Consider the following 20,315-nt stretch of genomic DNA (forward strand, 5'->3'; position numbering starts at 1 on the left):
GGCCTTCGCGCCGTTCTCAACTCGTTCGGCGACATGGAAGTGGTGGCTGAGGCCGCCGACGGCGACGCCGACGTGCCCGAAGGCGTGGACGTAGTGGTCTCCGACATCCAGATGCCCGGCGCGTCCGGAATCGACCTGACCCGCCGTTTGGTCAAGGCGGGCGGGCCGCCGGTGCTCATCCTGACCACCTACGACACGCAGGCCGACGTCGTTGCGGCGGTGGAGGCCGGCGCGATGGGCTACCTGCTCAAGGATGCACCTGAGGATGAATTGCATGACGCGGTGGTGCAGGCGTCGAAACGCAAGCGCGTGCTCTCTCCGCAAGTGGCGAATGTGCTGGCAGACCGTCTGGTCAACCCCGACGAGGCTCTGTCCGCCCGCGAGATCGAACTGCTTCGCGCACTGCAGACGGGCGCGTCGAACCGGGAGATCGCCGAACAGCTCTTCATCTCCCAAGCCACGGTGAAAACCCACCTGATCCACATCTATTCAAAGTTGGGGGTTGACAACAGAACAGCTGCCGTAGAGCAAGCTCGGCAGCGTCGCATCATCTAGTGTGTCCCGTATGACTTTCATCGAGCTGCATACTGGGCCCTGGCGCGCCAGTACCTGCTTACTGGGGCTCAGCGGCCCGCATGACGCGCCAGTTGGCTTGGCCAGCCTGACCTGGCGCCATAACGGCTCGCTGCGTACCGGCGACGATTTGGACCGCCCTCAAGGGCAGATGTTCATCGAGGCAGATGCGTTGCCCGCCCGCCAGCAAATCGCCGAACCTGAGGCGTTTCCGCTGCGTACCGTGACCACTCGAACCGCCGGCGAGGCGTACGTGTTCATCGGTGAAATGTTCGGCCGCAAAGGAGAAATTGAGACGCTCACGCCGTGTGTCGCAGCGCAGATGACGCTTGCCACGGACGCTGAACTTGCGATGACGCTCAACCCTGACTTCGAGTACGCCATCATTGCCTGCGACGGCGATATCGAGGTCAACCGCTCCTCGGTGGTCTCTCACTCCCACATGCTCATTGGTCCGGGTGAGCGCACGCTCGGTTTGGAGAACCGTTCCGAGCATTTCACCCACGTGCTGGTGTTGGGTGGTCTTCCCGAGTAACACGAACCGGGGAGATCTTGCCCACATATAGGCCACTTACCGTGCAGACATGCGGTAACAGCGCAATAATCGGATAGTGCTATATATTCTGATTGCTGTCTTGGCCGTCGCTGCCGTCGGCTACTTCATTTACAAAAAAGTCCACGCCGCATCCGCCATCTTCGCGGTGGGTGTGCTGCTGCTCATGATCGCCGCCGCAACCGGCCGCATCGACTACGCCTCAACCGAGTTCGAATCTTCCGGCAACGCGTTCTACGACGAGTTGCTCATCATCGAGGCCCTGTTCAAGTCCCGTTTCGCCGGCACCGGCATGGCAATTATGGTGCTGTTCGGTTTCGTCGGCTACATGCGCCACATCGGCGCCGACGCAAAGACCGTAGTGGCACTGTCTAGCCCGCTGCGTCGCTTCAACGGCTCCTACTGGCTCGTACCCATCGGCTACTTGGTGGCGACGCTGCTGTCGTTCGTGGTGCCCTCTGCCAGTGCGTTGGCGCTGTTGCTCGTGGCCACGCTCATGCCGGCGTTGATCGCTGCGGGGCTGACTCCGCTGACGGTGGGTGCGATCGTCGCTACGGCCTCCACTATTGCCCCGTCCCCGCTGGAGGCGGGCCTGATTCAGGCCGCTGACCTGACCGGCATGACGGTCACCGAGTTCACCTTCGGCAACGTGGCTAAGGCCACCATCCCGGGCCTGATCGTCATCGCGTTTGTGCACATGTGGTGGCAGCACCGCTGCGACAAGAAGGACCTGGTCAAAGCCGGTGCCGCCGCAGGCGAGGCCGACCTGGAGGCCGCGAAGCACGAAGAGTCCGACCGCCGCATCCACGAAGCCATGGAGCGCGCCGAGGGCCTGCCGGGCTTCTACGCCATCTTGCCGCTGATGCCGCTGCTGCTGATCATCGTCTCCGCAATCCTGAACCGCCTGGACATCGTCGGTTTCGAGGCCGGCATTCTCCCCGTGACCGTCGTGTCGCTCATGCTGACCATGATCATCGAGGCCATCCGCCTGCGCGACGTGAACTACGCCGCGGATTCCCTCCAGGACTTCTTCAAAGGCCTCGGCGAGGGCGCCGCAGGCGTGGTGTCCCTCATCGTCGCCGCCGCCATCCTGGTGGAAGGCATCACCCAGATGGGCGTTATCGAGGGCCTGACCAGCCTCGCCCAGGCGTCCTCGGGTGCTGCGATCCTGATGGTGCTGGTGTTCGTCATCGCCACCTCTGTCATGGCAATGCTCACCGGCTCCGGCGTGGCCCCGTACTTCGCGTTCTCCGAAATGGTGCCGGGCATCGCGGCCGACTCCGCCGTGTCCGCCCCGCAGATGCTCACCTCCATTTGGGCCGCCTCCAACACCATGCGCCAGGCTTCCCCGGTCAACGCTGCGGTGCTCATCGTCGCTGGCGCACTGAACGTGAACCCGGTTGACGTGGTGCGCCGCACCCTCGTGCCGTTGGCAGCGGGCATGGTCACGTCGGTGGTGTGCGCGCTGTTGTTCGTCGTGTAGCAAAAGTCCGTATTGTTTCCGGTATGACTGTCTCAGTGCTGATCACCGTCGAAGACTCTTCGCCGGAAATCTCACGTTGCTTCAACGTTGACCCCGACATGACGCTCGGCGCGCTCGCCGAGGTCATCGACGCATCCCTCGGGTTCTCCGGCGCGTCCTCGCACCTGTTCGTGGGCAAGCACGGCACGCAACGCGAGGTGTACGCCGAAAGCCCCGGTGCGGGTGAGCAGCACGAAGACACCATCACGGTCGCTGAGATGGAGCCGATGACCTACATTTACGACGCGGCGGCCGACTGGTCCATCCACGTCGAAGTCCTCGGCCCCTCCCACATCGATGCGCCAACGCCGATGCTTGTCGACGCCGCCGGCCCCGACGTCATCGAAGCCTGCAACGGCCCCGCCATGATGACCGAGTTCCGCCGCCAGGCCCGCCTGCTCGCCGCCGGTATCGAACCCGACGTGGACACCGTCACCTTGCTGTTTAGCTTCCTGCCGGTCATGCCGCCGGAGCGCATGCTGGACCGGCTGACCTTCGCCGACCCGGTCACGGTCGCCTCCCGCATGGCCAACGTCGCCGAGGAGCAGTTTTTCGACGAGATGGCCGCCGCCGAATCCGAGGGTCTAGGCCTGGCGGAGCGCTTTGACAACTTCATCAACTCCCAGCCCGGCCTGCGCGAAATCCTGGACGTGGACCCCCACCCGGAGCGCAACCCGGCGATGATCTCGGCCGTGACCGACTTCTTCAACTCCGTCCTCGGCGAAGGCACCGATTTCCCCGAACTCGCCGAACTGGCCAGCCTGCCCGGCTTCGCCGGCCTGCCAGGGCTCGAAGGGCTCGAAGGGCTTCTCGACGACACCGATGACCTCGAAGCCCCCAACTCCCTGACCTTGGTGTTCGGCGACCTGATCAGCCTGTTCATCGCCAGCGTGCCCTACAACGTGGGCGAGCTAACCCCCGAGGTATCCCGCGAGATCCGCGACATCACAGCGCTGCCGTTCCCGGGTACCGTCGTCGATTTTCTTCTCGACGCCGGCTTGTTAAAGAAGCGCCACGAAATCCTCACCCCCACCAAAGCGGGTCTGACCTTCCTCAGCAGCGACGACGCCGTCGCCGCCAACGCCGACAACCTGCGCCGCTTCTTCGAATCCGTCATGGGCGCAGACCTGTGGCGCGCCACCGTCGACTGGTTCATCGGCGAGCCCCAGCCCAACCCCGACATCGACGACTACATCCCGTGGCTTTACGGCTTCTGCGTCGTCGAAGAGTACGAACCGGGCCGCTCCGGGCTTTCCGACGAAGGCCGCGCCATGATGCACCTCCACCGCGCCTACTACGAAGGCTAGGTTCTAGGCCCCGCCCGGTTGGCCCCGCCCGGTTAACTCAGGCGAGCACCAGGTAGAGCCCCACCACGGCAATGCCCAGCATCATCGCGGTGAGAATGGCGATGGGGGCGGTGTTCGGGGCGCTGCGCTCGTCGGCAAGAGCAAATGCGTCGCGCCTGTACAGCCGGCGGTTCAGCAGCCCGATCGCCACCGCGCCGAGCGTGAGCGCGCACGCCGCAAACATGATCAGTTCCGGGTAAGCATCCGCCCAGCGCAGCAGCGTCGCCGCGCACACCAGCATCGCCAGCCCGGTGCGCGTCCAGCTCATCGCGGTGCGCTCCGGCTGCAGGCCCGGGTCCGCGACGACGATGCTCACAGCAGGCTCACCCCAACCACCACCGCGGCGACGAACACACCGATGCCCAGAATCGGCACGATCGCCGGCGCCGGGATTGGTTTGCCGTGGCGCAAGGCGCGTTCGATCCGTACCCAACGCACCGCGGCACCTGCGGAAATAGCCATGGAGATCACGATGATGGTGGCGGCGGCGATGGAGCGCACGGTGTCGTCGATACGCGGAAGCTCAAACGCCTCCAACGCAATCCCGCCCGCCAAAAACGCGAGCGCAGTACGCGTCCACGCGAGGAATGTGCGCTCGTTAGCCAAGGTGAAACGCGGATCCGGCTCGTTGCCATCCGGAAACACCCGCCGGGTAAACCAACCACGCTCACTCATGTGCTCAACCCTAGCGCCGCATACACCGTCAGGAGAACCACCCCAACCGCAGCGATCACCCACAACGCAGTATTGCTTTGCGACGACACCCTCGCCCACACCGCCCCCAACAACGCACCCGCCGCGTTGCAGATGACATCGTCCGTATCGCTATACCCCCACCCGCCCAGATACTGCGCCGTCTCGATGCCCAGGCTGAACAGCGTGCCTGCCGCGAGCGCCCTCACGATCGAGCCCCGATACGCCACAAACCCCACCGGAATGAACAGCGCAATGTTGCCGAACAAGTTCAGCCACGGACCCCACCACACCCGCGCATACGTGAACGTCTGCAGCGGATTGAGCCGGATCTGACTGATCTGGTGCGACTCCGCCGCCCACACTCCCGGGATCGACACGAACGCCTTACCCACCGTAAACGCAAGCACGACAACGACAGTCACCACTGCCGCGGCGACCGTTGCCGGTGTACTTCTGGTCGTATTCACCCGCCCCACGGTAGACGCACGTTAGGCTGGCGACCATGAATAGCACCTTGCTGGTTACTGACAATGGCCCCCAGATCGTAGAAACCCGCGATGAATACGCCGGCGAAGGCGACACGCTGATCAACGTCACGCACTCGTCGCTGAACTACAAAGACGCAATGGCACTGTCCGGCAACCGCGGTGTCCTGCGCGAACTGCCGCGCGTCCCCGGCATCGACGCGGTGGGCACCCTCGAAGACGGCACGCTGGTCACGGTGAATGGCCGCGGGCTCGGGGAGCGCCGTCACGGTGGCTACACCCCGCGCGTGCGTATCGACGACACCCACATCACCCGCGTCCCATCCCGCTTCACCGCCGAGGACGCCGCCGCCATCGGCACCGCCGGCTACACCGCGGCACTCTCCGTCGCGGCATTCGAGCGCGCCTCCTACTCCACCGACGGACCCATCCTGGTCACCGGCGCCACCGGCGGAGTCGGCTCCATCGCCGTATCACTGCTCGCGGAACGCGGCCACGAGGTCTGGGCGCTCACCGGGCGTATCGACGAACACAGCACCTGGCTGCGCGAACTCGGCGCCACCGAAATCCTCGACCGCGCCGACTTCACCGGCAAAGGCAAACCACTGCAGAAGGCGCGCCTCGGCGGCGTGATCGACACCGTCGGCTCCGACATCCTGGCCAACGCGCTGACCCAACTGCGCTGGGGCGGCGTCGCCACCGCATGCGGCATGGCCGCTGGCAACGACCTGCCCGCATCCGTCCTGCCGTTCATCCTGCGCGGTACCCAATTGATCGGCGTGAACTCCGTCGACACCCCCAACGACCTTCGCGACGAAGCCTGGGCACTCCTCGACACCTCCCTCAACACAAACGCCATCCGCACCGAAACAATCGGATTGGATGGCGTCATCGAAGCCGGCCAGGCCCTGTTGGAGGGCCGGGGCGGTGGAAGGGTCGTCGTTAAGCTGTAGGCTCCTGCGGCACCGGACCAGCCGAAATCTGCCGGTAGGCGTACGCCAACGCGAGCATCGTCGCCGGCAAGGTCACAATCAAGCCAAGACCAAACGGGATCGCACCAATGAGGTTGATCAAACCAGCCAACACCGCGAAGCCCAACAGACGGCCATAGTTACGCGCACCCGCCTTGAAACCGCCGGTGAACGCCTGGCCAAACGTGCCATTGTTGTCACCCGCGAACCACGGCTGCAGCATAAACAGCGGGCTGATCAGCAGCATCACCACCAAACCAATGCCGAATGCCGCCATCACCGGGCCCATCACCGCAAAGAACGTCTCCGGGTCATCCATGATCGCCTCCGGGTTCTCCGGGATCATCGTCGGATCGATCGCCGAAAACGCACCAATGCCCAGCGCCGTCAGCAGCACCGTCATGCCAAGCATGGCGATGACCGACAACAACACCGACATGCCCAGCGTCTTACCAAACGTCGGCGACTTCACATCCCCGAAGTTCAGGTTGCGCGCCAGCGTCGCCTGCAACGCCGCACCAATCATCCACGGGCCGAACACCGTCGTGCCGCCCACCTGAATCCAGGTGCCCACCGTCGGCACAAACTGCACCGCCACGCTCAGCAGCAGGTACACCACGCCAAGCGGCAGCCACAGCTTCGGGTTGCCAAACACGGTCTTGAAGCCCCAGCCGATCGCCTCCAAAATGTTCAGCCTGCCGGTGCCCTTCACATGCGACCAGCCGTTATTCGCCGGGTCGTTAATCGGGTGCGGGCTCACACCATCGCCCGGAACGTTGTCCGTCAACTGCTGGCCATGGAACCGCAACGCCGTGTTGCCCGCCATCGACGCCGCCGAATTGACCTCAAACGCGCTGTAGTCGCTGTAGCCGTTTTGGTAGTTGCCGGCTTGGTCGGCGTAGTTGCCGGCGTCGGCGGGGTCGGCGTAACTGTCGTAGCTCGGGTAACCCCCGTCGTTCTCCGGGTGGCTTCCTTGCGGATGCTGCGGATACGGCTCGAAGCCGTCATTGTTCGGAGTGGACATTGATGTGTTCCTTCATCGGATAGGTATCAGTTTTGCCCAGCCGAGTTTAACAACCCTGCGCGGTGGGACGCCGGGCCGGAACGTTGGCGCTGCCCGGGCCGCCTCCTGACAAACTTTGCAAAATCTGTCAGGAACGTTTTCTGACCTGCACGTTTACCGACGCCTGACAGATTCCGCCGTGATCTGTCAGCCGGACGGGGCGGTGGGGGGCGGTGGGGCCGGGCCCGCGGGTCGGGGTGAGGCGGCGGGGCGCCCGGGGTGAGGCAGGCCGGGCATTTTGGGCATCACCGGCAAAATAGTTCCCCGGCGGGGAATTTTCTTCGTCCGGTGGGCTAAGAAGTTTCACTACGCCCAGGACAGGTCGGCGCGGGCACAAAAAAGTTCCCCGGATTCGGCCGAACCGGGGAACTTTTTTGAGAAGGGTATGAGAAAAGGGTAGGGCAGCAGAACCCGAGCAGAACCCCTACTTGACCACGAGGTTGACCATGCGGCCAGGGATCGCGATCACCTTGACTACGGTCTTGCCGTCCACCAAGGCGGCGACGCGGTCGTCGGCAAGGGCGGCGGCTTCGAGGTCGTCCTTAGAGGCGTCGGTGGCCACGTCGATGCGGGCCTTGACTTTGCCGTTGATTTGGACGGGGACCTCGACGGTGTCGTCGGTAAGCCATTGCTCGGCGAACTCCGGGAACGGCTCGAACGTGATGGTCTCGGGGGGGCCGAGCAGGGACCAGAGTTCTTCGGCGATGTGCGGGGCCAGCGGCGAGACCATCTGGACCAGCGGCTCGACGGCGTCGCGAGGCGCACCCGACGGGTAGGTCTTGGTCAGGTAGTTGACGTACTCGATGAGTTTCGCGGCGACGGTGTTGTCGCGAAGGTGGGCGTAGTCGTCGCGTACGCCGGCGATGGTGCGGTGGAGGGCTTTGAGGTCGTCTTCCGTCAACGAAGCGTCCACCACGGTGACCTCGCCGGTGGCCTCATCCACGACCAGGCGCCAGAGGCGCTGCAGGAAGCGCTGCGCGCCGACGACGTCCTTGGTCGCCCACGGGCGGGAGGTGTCGAGCGGGCCCATGGACATTTCGTAAACGCGCAGGGTGTCAGCGCCGTAGTCCTCGACAACCTCGTCGGGTGCGACAGAGTTCTTCAGAGACTTGCCCATCTTGCCGTATTCGCGGTTGACCTCGGCGCCGTTGTAGAAGAACTTGCCGTCCTTCTCCTCGACCTCGGCCGCGGGGACGTAGACGCCGCGGGAGTCGGTGTAGGCGTAGGCCTGGATGTAACCCTGGTTGAACAGGCGGCGGTAGGGCTCCTTGGAGGTGACAAAGCCGAGGTCGTAAAGCACCTTGTGCCAGAAGCGCGCGTAGAGCAGGTGCAGCACGGCGTGTTCGACGCCGCCGACGTACAGGTCAACGCCGCCGGGGTCGTTGGCGCCGTGCTCCTCGGGGCGCGGGCCGGTCCAGTAGCGCTCGTTCTCAATGTCCACCAGCGCATCCGTGTTGGTCGGGTCGATGTAGCGCAGTTGGTACCAGGAGGAGCCGGCCCACTGTGGCATGACGTTGGTGTCGCGCCAGTACTTCTGCTTGCCGTGGCCCAGGTCCAGTTCGACCTCGACCCAGTCGGTGGCCTTGGCCAGCGGCGGGGCGGGTTCGGAGTCGGCGTCTTCGGGGTCGAAGGCGACGGGGTTGTAGTCCTCTACCTGCGGCAATTCGACGGGCAGCATGTCTTCCGGCAGGCCGTGCGCCTGGCCGTTTTCGTCGTACACGATGGGGAATGGCTCGCCCCAGTAGCGCTGGCGAGCAAACAGCCAGTCGCGCAGTTTGTACTGGATTTTCTCGGAGCCCTTTTGCTTATCGACGACCCACCCAAGGGCCGCTTCAATCGCCTCATCCTTACCCATACCGTTGAGGTCCAGGCCGGATTCGTTGGCGGAGTTGATGTGGGTGGCGTCGCCGGTGAAGGCGGCTTCGGAGACGTCGCCGTCGAGAACAGGCGTAATCGGCAGGCCGAAGACGGTGGCGAACTCGTAGTCGCGCTCGTCGTGGGCCGGGACCGCCATGATGGCGCCGGTGCCGTAGCCGGTGAGCACGTAGTCGGCGATGAAGATCGGGACCTGCTCGCCGTTGACCGGGTTGACCGCGTAGGTGCCCAGGAACACGCCGGTCTTTTCCTTGTTTTCCTGGCGTTCCACATCGGACTTGGCGGCGATGGAGCGCAGGTAGGCGTCGACGGCTTCGCGCGGGGTGGCTTCGCCGTTGGTCCAGCGGGTGTCGACGTCGGTGGGGTAGGAGTCGGCCACGAGGTCGTCGACAAGCGAATGCTCGGGCGCGAGCACCACGTAGGACGCGCCGAACAGGGTGTCGGGGCGGGTGGTGAAGACGGTGATGTCGCCGGCGGGCGATTCGAACACGACCTCTGCGCCGCGGGAGCGGCCGATCCAGTTGCGCTGCATGCTCTTGACCTTTTCCGGCCATTCGAGCAGGTCAAGGTCGTCAAGCAGGCGGTCGGAGTAGTCGGTGATGCGCATCATCCACTGGCGCAGACGCTTGCGGAAGACCGGGTAGTTGCCGCGCTCGGAGCGGCCCTCGGCGGTGACTTCCTCATTCGCCAGCACGGTGCCCAGGCCCGGGCACCAGTTGACCATGGAGTCGGAGAGGTAGACGAGGCGGAACTCGTCGATAGCCTTGTGCTTCTCCTCGGTGGTCAGGTCGCGGAAGTTGCGGCCGTCCTTGGTCTGGCGAGCGCCGGACATGAGGTCGCGCACGAGGTCCTCGATCGGGCGGGCCTTCTGCTGCTCCTCGTCGAACCAGGCGTTGTAGATCTGCAGGAAGATCCACTGCGTCCAGCGATAAAACTCCGGGTCCGTGGTGGCAACGGAGCGGCGCGGGTCGTGGCCGAGGCCCAACATGGCCAGCTGGCGGCGCATGTTGGCAATGTTCGCCTCAGTGGTCGTGCGCGGGTGGGTGCCGGTCTGGATGGCGTACTGCTCTGCCGGCAGACCAAACGCGTCATAACCCAGTGTGTGCAGCACGTTCTTGCCCAGCATGCGGTTGTAGCGCGCGTACACATCCGTGGCGATGTAACTCAGCGGGTGGCCGACGTGCAGCCCCGCACCCGATGGGTAGGGGAACATGTCCTGAACGTTGAGTTTGTCCTTTGGCAGCTCGGTCTGGCCTTGCGACGCTTGCGGAGCAAGATCACCAACCGGGTTCGGTGCGTAAAACGTGTGGTTGTCACGCCAGTACGCCTGCCACTTCTTCTCGATCTCATTGGCCAGCTCGGCCGTATAGCGGTGCGGGGTCGCCTCAGTCATGGTTATGCAGTGTAGTGAACAGGCATTGTTTATCTGCGACCTCCGCCCCGAACGCCATTTCCCCAGGGAATTGTTTTCGGGGTCGTTTTGGGATGTGAAAGATATAGAAAAGATATAGCGGGCGTTTGGACGAGCCGTTTTGCCAGTTTCCGCAGGTCAGCGAATTGTTCCGATATCTTTCACTATCTTTCGGAATTGTTTTCTGCGCGGATTTACGCGCGAATCCAGCGGGTGCCGCGGCCACGAGGGGGACCTTCCGGATCAATCCTTGCCCTACCGAGGCTTCGAAGGTGTCGCAGGATTCTGCCCGCCTCTGCAACGCTGACGCCGGTTTGATCGGCGATGTCGGCGGACCGGAGGGTTTCGCCGTCGAGAAGCTTTGCTTCGATCCATTCCTGAATGCTTACCGTTGCCAGTTCGCCAGCCTGGCCCAAGTTGAGAAGTTTCCGAGCCTCGCCGCTGAGTGTCCATTCGTTTGCGTCGGCTACGGAATCGAGGAGGCCGCGGTCCACGAGATCGTCCATGAGCTCCCTGACCTCAAGCGAAGTGAGCTGGGTTTTCTGCACTGCGGTCGTTGCCGTGATGAGTGCTGCGGAGTTGAGGTGCCACAACACAATCAAGGACGCCACACTATCGACGACAACCTCCCCGTAACGCTTCGACAGCCTCCTCAGCCCCTTGATGAAGTCCACGTCCGGTTTTTGTGCAGCCAGAATCACTTGGACGTTCACATCGGTTGCGATAACCTCCGGCTCACTGCGTCCGGTTCGGAGCATGGTCGCCCACATACGGTCAAAACCACGAGAGCTTTCTTCCGCCAACCCCAGCGTGCGCATTGCCGCCATCAGCCGGTTGTTCCGCGGAACCGAGGACGTAGATAGGAGTTTGTCCCGGGTCACACCTGGCGGGAGTGGGCCAGGGGAGGTGACTTTAAGCGTTCGATTGGACTGCTCGACAACCACCGGGCCGGGCAGTCGCCAGTCGCGGTGAATGAATGCATTCGCAACAACTTCATCAACGGCCTGCTCGGGAAAACGGCTGATGGCAACCTCTTCACCGTCGTCAAACTGGACCCGTTCAATCTCAGTGTCACCGTTTTCGGTGATCAGTCGGCGAAGGCGGGGCAGTGCCAGCAGGACCGGGTCTGAAATCAACGTCGCCCGGGGTTCCTCACCCGGCAACGTCCGCCAAAGGTGGCGCACAATAACGTCCGTTGGTTCTGGACTGGCCAGGAGAATTTCGCCGGCACGTTTAAGTTTGCCGTCGTCACGCAAAAGCCCAAGTTCCCGCAACAGTCCGGTTGTGGTCTGAGGGACGGCAGCATCCAGGCCGCGTGTCCTGCGGTGTTGGCGGAGCATCCTGCGTGCCTCTTCAACTACCGCTAACGGCAAGTCGTCTATCGAGATATCGGCTGGACCGTTTGAGTAATCCGGGTTGCGACGTGCCGCGTCGATAGCGCGTCGCTCCTCTTCCGTGATCTCCTTGCAGGAGAATTGGCCGTCTGCGGTGCGTTTCTTCGCGGCGCCGTCGCTACGCGTGTACAACGCCCGCGCTTCAGGGACGTGAATAACAACGAGCCTTGCGCCCCACGCATCCAACGTCGTGACCTGGACGTTCATGTTGGGATTGGTCTTGACGAAGATCCGGTGAGTGATCTTTTCTTCATCCAGTTTGGTACCCGTAAACGCTTCCCTCCCGGGAACCTTGTCGGCGACACCCACCACGATGTACCCCATGGCTGCTTCCCCGTTCGCCATGCAGACGGCCTCATCCACCAACTTGTCGACGAACCGCTCCCTCTCCGCCTGTCCTCCTCCTCGAGCAGCGGGGTCCTCCTTGAACTCCAAGATGAGCGACTCCTGCGAGTCCGCCGTTGCCCCGTCATTGATCGCCTGAAGCGCATCACGCACGTTTGGGAGAAGATCATCCCAGGCAGATTCTGTAACCATGGTGCGATTGTACATTTCCCCAGGGAATTGTTTTCTCGCCCGTTTTTAGGGTTTGAAAGATATAGAAAAGATATAGCGGGCTTGCGGGCGGGCATCTACCGAAGTTTCCCCAGGTCCGAGAATTGTTCCGATATCTTTCTATATCTTTCGGAATTGTTTCCTGCGCATTTATTCGCCCCAAAATGTCCCTACATTACAAATTAATAACGACAACTGGCTATATTGATAGCTGTTCATAACTCCCCTCTAAGACTTGGAGCTCCCGTGAAGAAGATCGCCGCAGCCACCCTGGCAGCAACCATGACCCTTTCCCTCGGCGCTGTTCAGGCCAACGCCGCAACCAACGAGATGCGCGGCACGGGCGACGACCGCGTCTGCGTTCTGACCCTCGATGGCCAGAAGAACAAGATCGAGGTCGCACCGGCCAAGGTTGACGAAAAGGTCAAGGACATCCTCCCGGACAACAAGAACGGCCTGGTGCGCACCAGCGCTGACCTCGGCCAGGCTTTCGGCTCCTCCGACCAGGAGCTCATCAACGGCGCCAACAACCTCGAGGCCATCGACGCCTGCAAGAAGGGCGTGGACTACAAGACCGCCGATATGACCGCGGGCAAGAAGGCTGCCATCATCGGCTCCACCGTGCTCGCCGTGATCTTGGCAATCGCTGGTCTGGCATCGCCGTTCGTCGGCCCGATGATCCAGCAGTTCCTGCCGCGCTAATCTTTGCGACGACACCACGCGGCCGTTCCTCACCGAACGGCCGCTTTTTCGCTGCCCGGCGCCGATAGTTGGTGCGCCCCCAGTTGTCCGCAATGCGGAGTCCGCAATGCCCGTGACACCTGCAATGCCCCGAACAGGGGTGACGAAATTCCCTTTCGGCGACCGTAATTGTCACCCGCCACACATGGGAATATCTTCATAAGTGGAATCTGTTTTTCCCCTGTCCAAGAATTGGAGTTTCTCTGTGAAGAAGATCGCCGCAGCCACCCTGGCAGCAACCATGGCCCTTTCCCTCGGCGCTGTTGACGCCAACGCTGCGTCCAACACGATGACCAAGGTCCAGGGCCGCAACGCCTGCAACATGACCTTTGACAAGCCGTCCAACATCGAATACACGAACGGTCTCAAGGACCCGGTCAAGGTTAAGAAGCTCCTGGACTCGGATAAGGCCAATAACCTTATCGACTCCGCCCAGACCTCCTCCAAGATTGGCGAGGCTTTCGGCTCCTCCGACGAGACCTCCGTCAATGACGCAAATAACCTCGCTGCACTCCGCGCTTGCGCCCAGGGCGAGACTTTCAAGTCCCAGCCGATCACTGACAGCGAGAAGGCCGGCATCATCGCAGGCACCGTCATCTCCGCTCTGGTCCTGATCGGTGGCGTTCTCGCCCCGGTCGTCGGCCCGATGATCCAGCAGTTCCTGCCGTTCTAATTTCGCCTTAGAACACCAAAGCCGCTCCGGCTACGACCGGAGCGGCTTTTTTCGTTGGCACATACCAACGGTTGGCGCGAGCCCAATTGTCCGCAATGCGGAGTCCGCAACCCCCGTGCGGACCCTGCGCGCGTCACATAAACATCTGCCAGATGGCGACGCCCATGATGATCACACCGAGAACGAACACGAAGATGGTTTCGGGTTTGTTGGCAAAGCGGCGGAATGCCTTGGCGTTGCGGAAGAGCAGCATCGGCACGATGTACACCAGGAAGGCGATGAATACGCCGCCGACGACAGAGATCAGGTCCAGGATGGACGGGTTGACCACGGCTGCAGCAACGGTGGTGACGAACACGAAGACGTAAATGCCCCAGCGCATTGCCTTGGGGCTGATGCGGTCCGCGAACTTCGGGGCGACGGCGCGTACCAGGTAGGTGGTGCCTTCCTCCGCGCCCATGACGTGGCCGAAGTAGGACGAAGCGATCGCGCACAGGGCGACGATGGGGGAGAGCACCGCCAGGAACGGCGCGTGGGTTTCGTTGGCCAGGTAGGACAGGACGGGGATGTTTTGTTCGCGGGCGGCGTCCATGCCGTCGGCACCGAGTGCGAGGCTGCAGGACCAGACGAAGAACATGGTGAAGCCGACGAGCATGATCGCGGAGATGGCTTCGATCTTGGAGACGAGCTTTTCGGTGGCCTTCTCGTCGCCATCGAAACGCTTCTGCGCGTCGAGGGCCGCCTGGGAGATCGCCGGCATGTGGCTAAAGGAGAACACGAAGACCGGCAGGATCAGCAGCAGCGCCTGCCAGGTTGGGGTGTCGGACTGGTAGGAGCGGAAGCTGGCCAGGTCCCACTGGGGGATGAGGTAGATGGACACGGCCGCGAGCGCGATGATCAGCGGGTAGACCAGGATGTTGGCAAACGCCAGGGTCGCCTTCTTGCCCATGGCGTAGGCGCCGGTGAGGATGCCCACGCACAGCGCCGCCAGGACCCAACGCGGCAGCTGCGGTCCGCCGAGTTGGTTGACCAGGAAGCTGTCCATCGTGTTGGTGATACTCACGCCGTAGATCAGCACGATGGGGTAGATGGAGAGCCAGTACATCAGGCCGGTCATCAGCCCGCGGGTGCGGCCGGACAGCGCGGTAACCACCTGCAGGACGTCGAGGCCCTTCACCGGGGAGGCCGACACGATGCGCGAGTAGGTGCGGTGCGACATGAACACCATCGGCAGCGCCAGCAGCGAGATGAAGATGAGGGGGAGGATGCCGAACGAGCCGGCGTCGATAGGCAGGAACAGAATGCCCGCACCGACTGCGGTACCGAACAGGGTGATCGCCCAGGACAGGGTGCTGCCGTCGGGCGCGTCAGCGGCACGTTCGGCCTTGATTTGCCGCATGTCCGCATCTGTCAGATGGTTTAAGTTAAATTCACGCGTTGGTGTGGTCAATGTCGCCTTCCTCGTTAGGGGGTGTCATACGCCACACGGATCATAGACCACGCCTTTGCTTATCGACGAAAAACGCCCGCGGCCCCAAACCTCAGGGACGCGGGCGTACATGCCGTTTACCGCTTATGCGCGGGGGAGGACTGCCAGCGGGGACACGTCGATGTGCGTGGCAAGGCCACGGTCCTCATCGCGGAACCACGCGCGAATCTGGTCGAACAGGTTCATCATGCGGGTTCACCTCCTTTCAAAGCGTGAAGGTTGTTCACCTTCCGTTCATCTTGAGGCAACCCTAGGCCGGGCCAAATAGTTTGTCAACACCAACGATTGGCCCGTGCGAATAATCCCTGCATACACACTAAAAATTAATGTGACGCATGTGACTAGAGGAACGGATACGGGTCCCATCCGGTGAAGTACTCAATGCGCTCGCGAGCGATCAACAGAATCGCTGCCACCACCGCCACCAGCACCACAGCCAGGAACACCCAGCCGATCACCCGGCGCGCACCCACGGGTGCCGTGCCGTCCTCCTCAGGCGACAGGAAGTGGATGCTCAACGAGAACAACGCCGGCAGGCCAGCGCCGAGCAGCAAGCCGGTGCCGAGCACCATCAACAGAGACTTCAGAATTTCAAGCATGACCTATACCTCTTTACTGGTGGTCCAGGCCGCGGGTCGTATCCACGATGTGGGCGGGTTCGCCGCGGTGGGGGGTGGTGGGTTCGTCGATAAGCGAGTCGCTCTCCCAGTCATCGTTGACATTGTCGCGGTGCACCGGCTCGCGCTGCGCCACGATGAACATGTAGCCGCCGCCGAGCACCAACAGCACAGTCAGCATGATGCCGCCCCACACGAGGTCGCCGCCAAAGTCCGAGACCCAGCGGGCTGCCCACCAGGTGACGAACGCGACGAACGCGGCGATCGGCAGGGTGGTGATCCACGCGATGGCCATGCGGCCGGCAACGCCCCAGCGCACCTCGCCCTTCGGGCCCGTCAGGCCGGAGCCCATGATGGAACCGGTGGCGACGTGGGTCGTCGACAAGGCCATGCCTAAGTGCGACGACGTCAGAATAATCGCCGCCGACGACGTCTCCGCAGCCATACCCTGCGGCGGGTGAATCTCCACCAGACCCTTGCCCAGGGTGCGGATCACGCGGAAACCACCCGAGTAGGTGCCAATCGCGATCGCAAGCGCACAGGACGCCTGGATCCAAAACGGCATCGTGTGATCCGAATCAAACTGACCCGCGGCCACCATGGCCAGGAAGATCACACCCATCGTCTTCTGAGCATCCGACGTACCGTGCGCCAACGCCACCAGCGACGCCGTGCCAATCTGGCCCCAACGGAAGTAATTGTCGCGGTGCTCCTTCTCCGCATTCGACGTCAGGCGGTACACCAGCCAGGTGCCAATCATTGCGACGAGACCAGCCACGAACGGCGCAAACAACGCCGGCAGGATGATCTTGTGCAGCACGCCGCCCCATACAACGCCCTGCCAGCCAATCGCCGCGATCGCCGCGCCAATCAGACCGCCGAACAGCGCGTGTGACGACGACGACGGGATGCCGTACAGCCACGTAAACAAATTCCACAGAATGGCGCCCGTCAGGCCCGCGAACACGACCAGCAGGAGCCGCTCCGATTCAACCGTGTCGCTGAGGTCAAACACGTCTAGCTTCACAATGCCGTTGGCTACGGTCTTTGCCACCGCCACCGACAAGAACGCGCCGATGAGGTTCAAAATGCCAGCCAACGCCACAGCCGTCTTCGGCTTCAACGCGCCAGTAGCAATCGACGTCGCCATCGCATTCGCGGTGTCATGGAAGCCGTTCGTGAAATCAAAAAACAGCGCCACAACAATAATTAGGACGAGGAGGATAGTGATGCTCACATCCTGGCATTATGCGCCCTAATTAGCACTTAAGAAACTCACGGTCGCGCCATTAACCTCCCGTTTACCAAGCCCTTTGGTGCTACTTTGCTTTACCTGGGGGTTTCCGGCCTACGGCACCTAGCGTTCACCTTCTGGGGGTAGTTAGCCAGCCACGATGTTCCACACAGTGACACCCATGATCACCAACCCCACCACGAGCACAAAGATCGTGTCCGGGCGACGCGCGTAGTGCTTAAACGCCACCGCCTTATGGAACAGCAACACCGGCATGATGTAGACCAAGAACGCAACGAAAATGCCGCCAACCACCGAAATCATGTCCAGAATCGACGGGTTCGCCACCGCCACCAACACCGCAGTGACAAAGACGAAGATGTTGACGGACCAGCGCAGGGTGGTCGTCGACACGCGAGACGCAAAGCCCGGCGCGACCACGCGCACGAGATAGCCGGTGCCCTCCTCCGTCCCCAGGAGGTGACCGAAGTACGACGTGACAATCGCAGCGATAGCGATAATCGGGCTCATCCACGCCATAAACGGCGTATCCGTCTCATTGGCCAAATACGACAGCACCGGCACGTTCTGCTCGCGCGCCGCATCCATACCCTCCGCGCCGAGCGACAGCGCGCACGACCACACGAAAAACATGGTGAACGCCACCAGCATCAGCGCCGTGACCAACTCCACCTTGGACACCTCACGCTCGACGGCCTCAACGTCGCCGTCCTTCTTCTTCTGCACATCCAACGCGAACTGGCTCAACGCCGCCATGTGGCTGAACGAAAACACCAACACCGGCAGAATCAGCAGCAGGCCCTGCCACACCGGAACATCCGACTCGTAGCCACGGAAACTGGCAAAGTCCCACCGCGGAATCAGATACAACGACACCGCCGCAAGCGCAATGATCAGCGGATACACCAGTGCGTTCGCGATCCACAGCGTGATCTTCTTGCCCAACGCATAGGCACCCGTCATGATGCCCACCGACACCGTGGCCAGCACCCACCGGTCCACCTGCGCGCCACCCAACTGATTGACGATGAAACTGTCCAGCGTGTTCGTAATCGAAATGCCGTAAATCAACACCGTGGGATAAATCCCCAGCCAATACAGCACCGCCGAGGCGAACCCCCGCTTGCGGCCCGTCAGCGCCGTAATCACCTGCAGCACATCCAGGCCCTTCACCGGCGACGCCGCCACAATGCGCGCATACGTCCGATGCGAGAAAAACACCATCGGAGCAATGAGCAGCGTAGCGACGACCAACGGCCAGAACCCGAAACTACCCGCATTAATCGGCAGAAACAGGATGCCCGCACCCACGCCGGTACCGAAGAGCGTGATCACCCAACGCATAAACGAACCGTCTGGTTCGTCGCCCTCACGCTGCTCCTTGATCTGGTCGATATCCGCGTCGGTGAGGTTCTCCGCGTCGAACTCGTCACGCGCGAGTTCCAGGTGTTCATCGCTGTACTGCTCCGGCAGCTCCGGTTTTGTCATAAGGAATTACGGTACAGGGTTTATCCAGCACGCTGCGTGTTTTTGTGCGGTGGGGTTGTCGGTGGTTCGTGCGGAACGCCAAGGTTTCGGTGGCCTCGCCGAACCGCCCGTTTCCGTTCATATGCAGGGCTCGATATGCGTAAGTGCCGGTCAGAGCGTTTTCCGAAATTTCGGCCGATTTTCCCAGAAACGCCGTGACCAGGGGTTACGCATATCGAGACCTGCATATGAAGCCTGGAGGGGCAGCGTGAGAGCCGAAACGGAAACTGGTAACGACGCAACCGCGGCCAGCGCTAGGTTCGGCGGCCGGCGCGGTCGGCGAACTCGTCGAGAAGTTCGAGCACGTCGGGGGAGCGCCACCCGCGTTGGCGCTTATCTAACTGCGCGGACACGGCGATCCCGTCGGCTTCCAGGCGCTCGAGTGCGTTGCGGGCGGTCTCCGCTGACACGCTGAACTCTGCGGACACGGCGGCGGTTGTCAGTACGGGGCGCTGCACGAGGAGGTCGAGGACTCGCCAGGCGAGGGCATCGGCACGTGCGGTGAGCAGGCCGTTCCACTCGTTGCGGATCTGCGTGAGCTCTTCTGCCAACCGCGCTCCGCGCCGTGCGGCTTCGATCGATGCCCGGGCGAACAGTTGGACGATGCCATCGACATCACCAGCGCGGTACGCGTCCAGTGCTGCGAAATATCGTGTGGTGTCGGTGAGGAGGCTGGCAGAGATGGGCAGTGCGGTGGTCGTCGCTAAGCAACGGCTCCGCATTAACACGTGGACGAGCGCTCGCCCTGTGCGGCCGTTGCCGTCGGCGAACGGGTGGATCGTTTCAAACTGCGCGTGCGCAATCGCCGCCTGCGCCAGCGCCGGCATGTCGTCGCGCTGCATGAACGCGCCGAGGTCCTTCATCAACGCCTCGAGGTGGCGGTGGTGCGGCGGAACAAACAGAGCACCGGCGGGGGAGTGGTCGCTACCGCCGATCCAAACCTGCTGGTCACGCAGCCGCCCTGCGATGTTCGGTGAAGACTGCCCCATCAGAATCCGGTGCATCTCCACGATCCCCTGGACGTCCGCCCTCGCATTCCCCACCGCCGCCGCCATCTGCCGTGTGTTGGCCACGATGAGGTTCGCGTTGGCGCTGCCTCGTCCAGTCACCTCGGCTTCCAGCACTTTCCTTGCCGACGACGTCAGCTTCTCAATCCGACTCGACGCCACCGACTCGCTCCGCAACAACAACGGCGTAAACGGTACGACCCGGTGTGCCTCGGTGGCGTCGAAACGAACCGTCTCAATCGTTGCTGCGTCCAGGATCGTCTGCGTCTCCTGCGACAGTGCAACGCGTTCGTTGGCAATGCGTGGCACCACGGCCGCTGCGTATTGACGCGGCGCATTCCGAATCGCCCGTCGCGAGTACCCAGCAGGCGACGGTGTCCACGGCAGCGTCTCACTACCAACCTTGGGCCAAGTCATGATTTTGACGCTACCACCAAACTTTTGGCCTTAAGTTTGGCAGTTTGCGCGGACCGCCAAGGTTTCGGTGGCCTTACCGACGCGCCCGTTTCCGTGGCCTCGCCGGACCGCCCGTTTCGGTGGCCTCGCCGAACCGCCCGTTTCC

At 62.5% G+C, this 20,315-nt stretch carries 18 protein-coding genes; 7 read left to right on the plus strand and 11 right to left on the minus strand.

Annotated elements, in window-relative coordinates; genetic code table 11:
- The 4 genes from HMPREF2785_RS00005 to HMPREF2785_RS00020 form a co-directional block, all read left to right on the plus strand.
- On the plus strand, positions 1-555 hold a 555-nt coding region (locus HMPREF2785_RS00005), incomplete at its 5' end, for a LuxR C-terminal-related transcriptional regulator (RefSeq protein WP_070613698.1).
- Positions 556-565: 10 nt separating this feature from the next.
- Positions 566-1,108 (plus strand): pirin-like C-terminal cupin domain-containing protein, encoded by a 543-nt coding sequence (locus tag HMPREF2785_RS00010; protein WP_070484586.1) that lies wholly within the window; start codon positions 566-568, stop codon positions 1,106-1,108.
- Between the two features lie 76 nt (positions 1,109-1,184).
- A complete protein-coding gene (gene dcuC, locus HMPREF2785_RS00015; RefSeq protein ID WP_070422071.1) occupies positions 1,185-2,609 on the plus strand; it encodes a C4-dicarboxylate transporter DcuC in 1,425 nt (474 codons plus the stop codon).
- 23 nt (positions 2,610-2,632) lie between these two features.
- Entirely contained in the window at positions 2,633-3,955 is a 1,323-nt protein-coding gene (locus HMPREF2785_RS00020; protein WP_070422072.1) for an IS1096 element passenger TnpR family protein, read from the plus strand.
- A 37-nt stretch (positions 3,956-3,992) separates the two neighbouring features.
- Here the strand turns inward: HMPREF2785_RS00020 and HMPREF2785_RS00025 are convergent, their stop codons facing one another.
- The 3 genes from HMPREF2785_RS00025 to HMPREF2785_RS00035 are packed head-to-tail and all read right to left on the minus strand — an operon-like array spanning position 3,993 to position 5,157.
- Positions 3,993-4,310 (minus strand): DUF202 domain-containing protein, encoded by a 318-nt coding sequence (locus HMPREF2785_RS00025; protein ID WP_070613699.1) that lies wholly within the window; start codon positions 4,308-4,310, stop codon positions 3,993-3,995.
- Entirely contained in the window at positions 4,307-4,669 is a 363-nt protein-coding gene (locus HMPREF2785_RS00030; RefSeq protein ID WP_070452871.1) for a YidH family protein, read from the minus strand. Before HMPREF2785_RS00030 ends, HMPREF2785_RS00025 begins: the two co-directional genes overlap by 4 nt.
- Positions 4,666-5,157: a VanZ family protein gene (locus HMPREF2785_RS00035; protein ID WP_070613907.1), complete on the minus strand. Its 492-nt coding sequence runs from the start codon at positions 5,155-5,157 to the stop codon at positions 4,666-4,668. The genes HMPREF2785_RS00030 and HMPREF2785_RS00035 overlap by 4 nt, the downstream gene beginning before the upstream one ends.
- A 35-nt stretch (positions 5,158-5,192) precedes the next feature.
- On the opposite strand from HMPREF2785_RS00035, the gene HMPREF2785_RS00040 reads away from it, so the two are divergent.
- Complete coding sequence (locus tag HMPREF2785_RS00040; protein WP_070613701.1) at positions 5,193-6,128, plus strand: acrylyl-CoA reductase family protein; 936 nt, start codon at positions 5,193-5,195, stop codon at positions 6,126-6,128.
- Here HMPREF2785_RS00040 and HMPREF2785_RS00045 read toward each other — a convergent pair.
- The 3 genes from HMPREF2785_RS00045 to HMPREF2785_RS00055 form a co-directional block, all read right to left on the minus strand.
- On the minus strand, positions 6,118-7,170 hold the full coding sequence (locus HMPREF2785_RS00045; RefSeq protein WP_070613703.1) for a DUF2189 domain-containing protein: 1,053 nt from the start codon (positions 7,168-7,170) through the stop codon (positions 6,118-6,120). The genes HMPREF2785_RS00040 and HMPREF2785_RS00045 overlap by 11 nt on opposite strands.
- A gap of 463 nt (positions 7,171-7,633) precedes the next feature.
- Positions 7,634-10,477 (minus strand): leucine--tRNA ligase, encoded by a 2,844-nt coding sequence (gene leuS / locus HMPREF2785_RS00050; protein ID WP_070613705.1) that lies wholly within the window; start codon positions 10,475-10,477, stop codon positions 7,634-7,636.
- Positions 10,478-10,689: 212 nt separating this feature from the next.
- Entirely contained in the window at positions 10,690-12,426 is a 1,737-nt protein-coding gene (locus HMPREF2785_RS00055) for an ATP-binding protein (protein ID WP_070613909.1), read from the minus strand.
- Between the two features lie 264 nt (positions 12,427-12,690).
- On the opposite strand from HMPREF2785_RS00055, the gene HMPREF2785_RS00060 reads away from it, so the two are divergent.
- Both HMPREF2785_RS00060 and HMPREF2785_RS00065 read left to right on the plus strand, forming a co-directional pair.
- Positions 12,691-13,146 carry a hypothetical protein gene (locus HMPREF2785_RS00060; protein WP_070422077.1) on the plus strand — a complete coding sequence of 152 codons (456 nt, stop codon included), beginning with the start codon at positions 12,691-12,693 and terminating at the stop codon, positions 13,144-13,146.
- A gap of 244 nt (positions 13,147-13,390) precedes the next feature.
- Positions 13,391-13,858 (plus strand): hypothetical protein, encoded by a 468-nt coding sequence (locus HMPREF2785_RS00065; RefSeq protein ID WP_070484567.1) that lies wholly within the window; start codon positions 13,391-13,393, stop codon positions 13,856-13,858.
- 133 nt (positions 13,859-13,991) lie between these two features.
- Here HMPREF2785_RS00065 and HMPREF2785_RS00070 read toward each other — a convergent pair whose 3' ends face one another.
- The 5 genes from HMPREF2785_RS00070 to HMPREF2785_RS00090 form a co-directional block, all read right to left on the minus strand.
- Entirely contained in the window at positions 13,992-15,257 is a 1,266-nt protein-coding gene (locus HMPREF2785_RS00070) for an amino acid permease (RefSeq protein ID WP_070613706.1), read from the minus strand.
- Between the two features lie 431 nt (positions 15,258-15,688).
- Positions 15,689-15,946 (minus strand): hypothetical protein, encoded by a 258-nt coding sequence (locus HMPREF2785_RS00075; RefSeq protein ID WP_070422082.1) that lies wholly within the window; start codon positions 15,944-15,946, stop codon positions 15,689-15,691.
- A gap of 13 nt (positions 15,947-15,959) precedes the next feature.
- Complete coding sequence (locus tag HMPREF2785_RS00080; protein WP_083308789.1) at positions 15,960-17,201, minus strand: inorganic phosphate transporter; 1,242 nt, start codon at positions 17,199-17,201, stop codon at positions 15,960-15,962.
- Between the two features lie 144 nt (positions 17,202-17,345).
- A complete protein-coding gene (locus tag HMPREF2785_RS00085) occupies positions 17,346-18,707 on the minus strand; it encodes an SLC5/6 family protein (RefSeq protein WP_070452850.1) in 1,362 nt (453 codons plus the stop codon).
- Between the two features lie 293 nt (positions 18,708-19,000).
- Positions 19,001-20,170 carry a Fic family protein gene (locus HMPREF2785_RS00090; protein WP_070613707.1) on the minus strand — a complete coding sequence of 390 codons (1,170 nt, stop codon included), beginning with the start codon at positions 20,168-20,170 and terminating at the stop codon, positions 19,001-19,003.
- Positions 20,171-20,315: the final 145 nt, after the last annotated feature.

Source organism: Corynebacterium sp. HMSC067D03 (assembly GCF_001811185.1).
Taxonomy (GTDB): domain Bacteria; phylum Actinomycetota; class Actinomycetes; order Mycobacteriales; family Mycobacteriaceae; genus Corynebacterium; species Corynebacterium coyleae.

Excerpts from the sequence above, each read along its gene's own strand:
- HMPREF2785_RS00045 (WP_070613703.1), bottom strand. The coding sequence starts at position 7,170 with ATGTCCACTCCGAACAATGACGGCTTCGAGCCGTATCCGCAGCATCCG.
- HMPREF2785_RS00070 (WP_070613706.1), bottom strand. The coding sequence starts at position 15,257 with ATGCGGCAAATCAAGGCCGAACGTGCCGCTGACGCGCCCGACGGCAGC.
- HMPREF2785_RS00075 (WP_070422082.1), bottom strand. The coding sequence starts at position 15,946 with ATGCTTGAAATTCTGAAGTCTCTGTTGATGGTGCTCGGCACCGGCTTG.
- HMPREF2785_RS00010 (WP_070484586.1), top strand. The coding sequence starts at position 566 with ATGACTTTCATCGAGCTGCATACTGGGCCCTGGCGCGCCAGTACCTGC.
- HMPREF2785_RS00020 (WP_070422072.1), top strand. The coding sequence starts at position 2,633 with ATGACTGTCTCAGTGCTGATCACCGTCGAAGACTCTTCGCCGGAAATC.
- HMPREF2785_RS00085 (WP_070452850.1), bottom strand. The coding sequence starts at position 18,707 with ATGACAAAACCGGAGCTGCCGGAGCAGTACAGCGATGAACACCTGGAA.
- HMPREF2785_RS00090 (WP_070613707.1), bottom strand. The coding sequence starts at position 20,170 with ATGACTTGGCCCAAGGTTGGTAGTGAGACGCTGCCGTGGACACCGTCG.
- HMPREF2785_RS00055 (WP_070613909.1), bottom strand. The coding sequence starts at position 12,426 with ATGGTTACAGAATCTGCCTGGGATGATCTTCTCCCAAACGTGCGTGAT.
- HMPREF2785_RS00040 (WP_070613701.1), top strand. The coding sequence starts at position 5,193 with ATGAATAGCACCTTGCTGGTTACTGACAATGGCCCCCAGATCGTAGAA.
- leuS (WP_070613705.1), bottom strand. The coding sequence starts at position 10,477 with ATGACTGAGGCGACCCCGCACCGCTATACGGCCGAGCTGGCCAATGAG.
- HMPREF2785_RS00030 (WP_070452871.1), bottom strand. The coding sequence starts at position 4,669 with ATGAGTGAGCGTGGTTGGTTTACCCGGCGGGTGTTTCCGGATGGCAAC.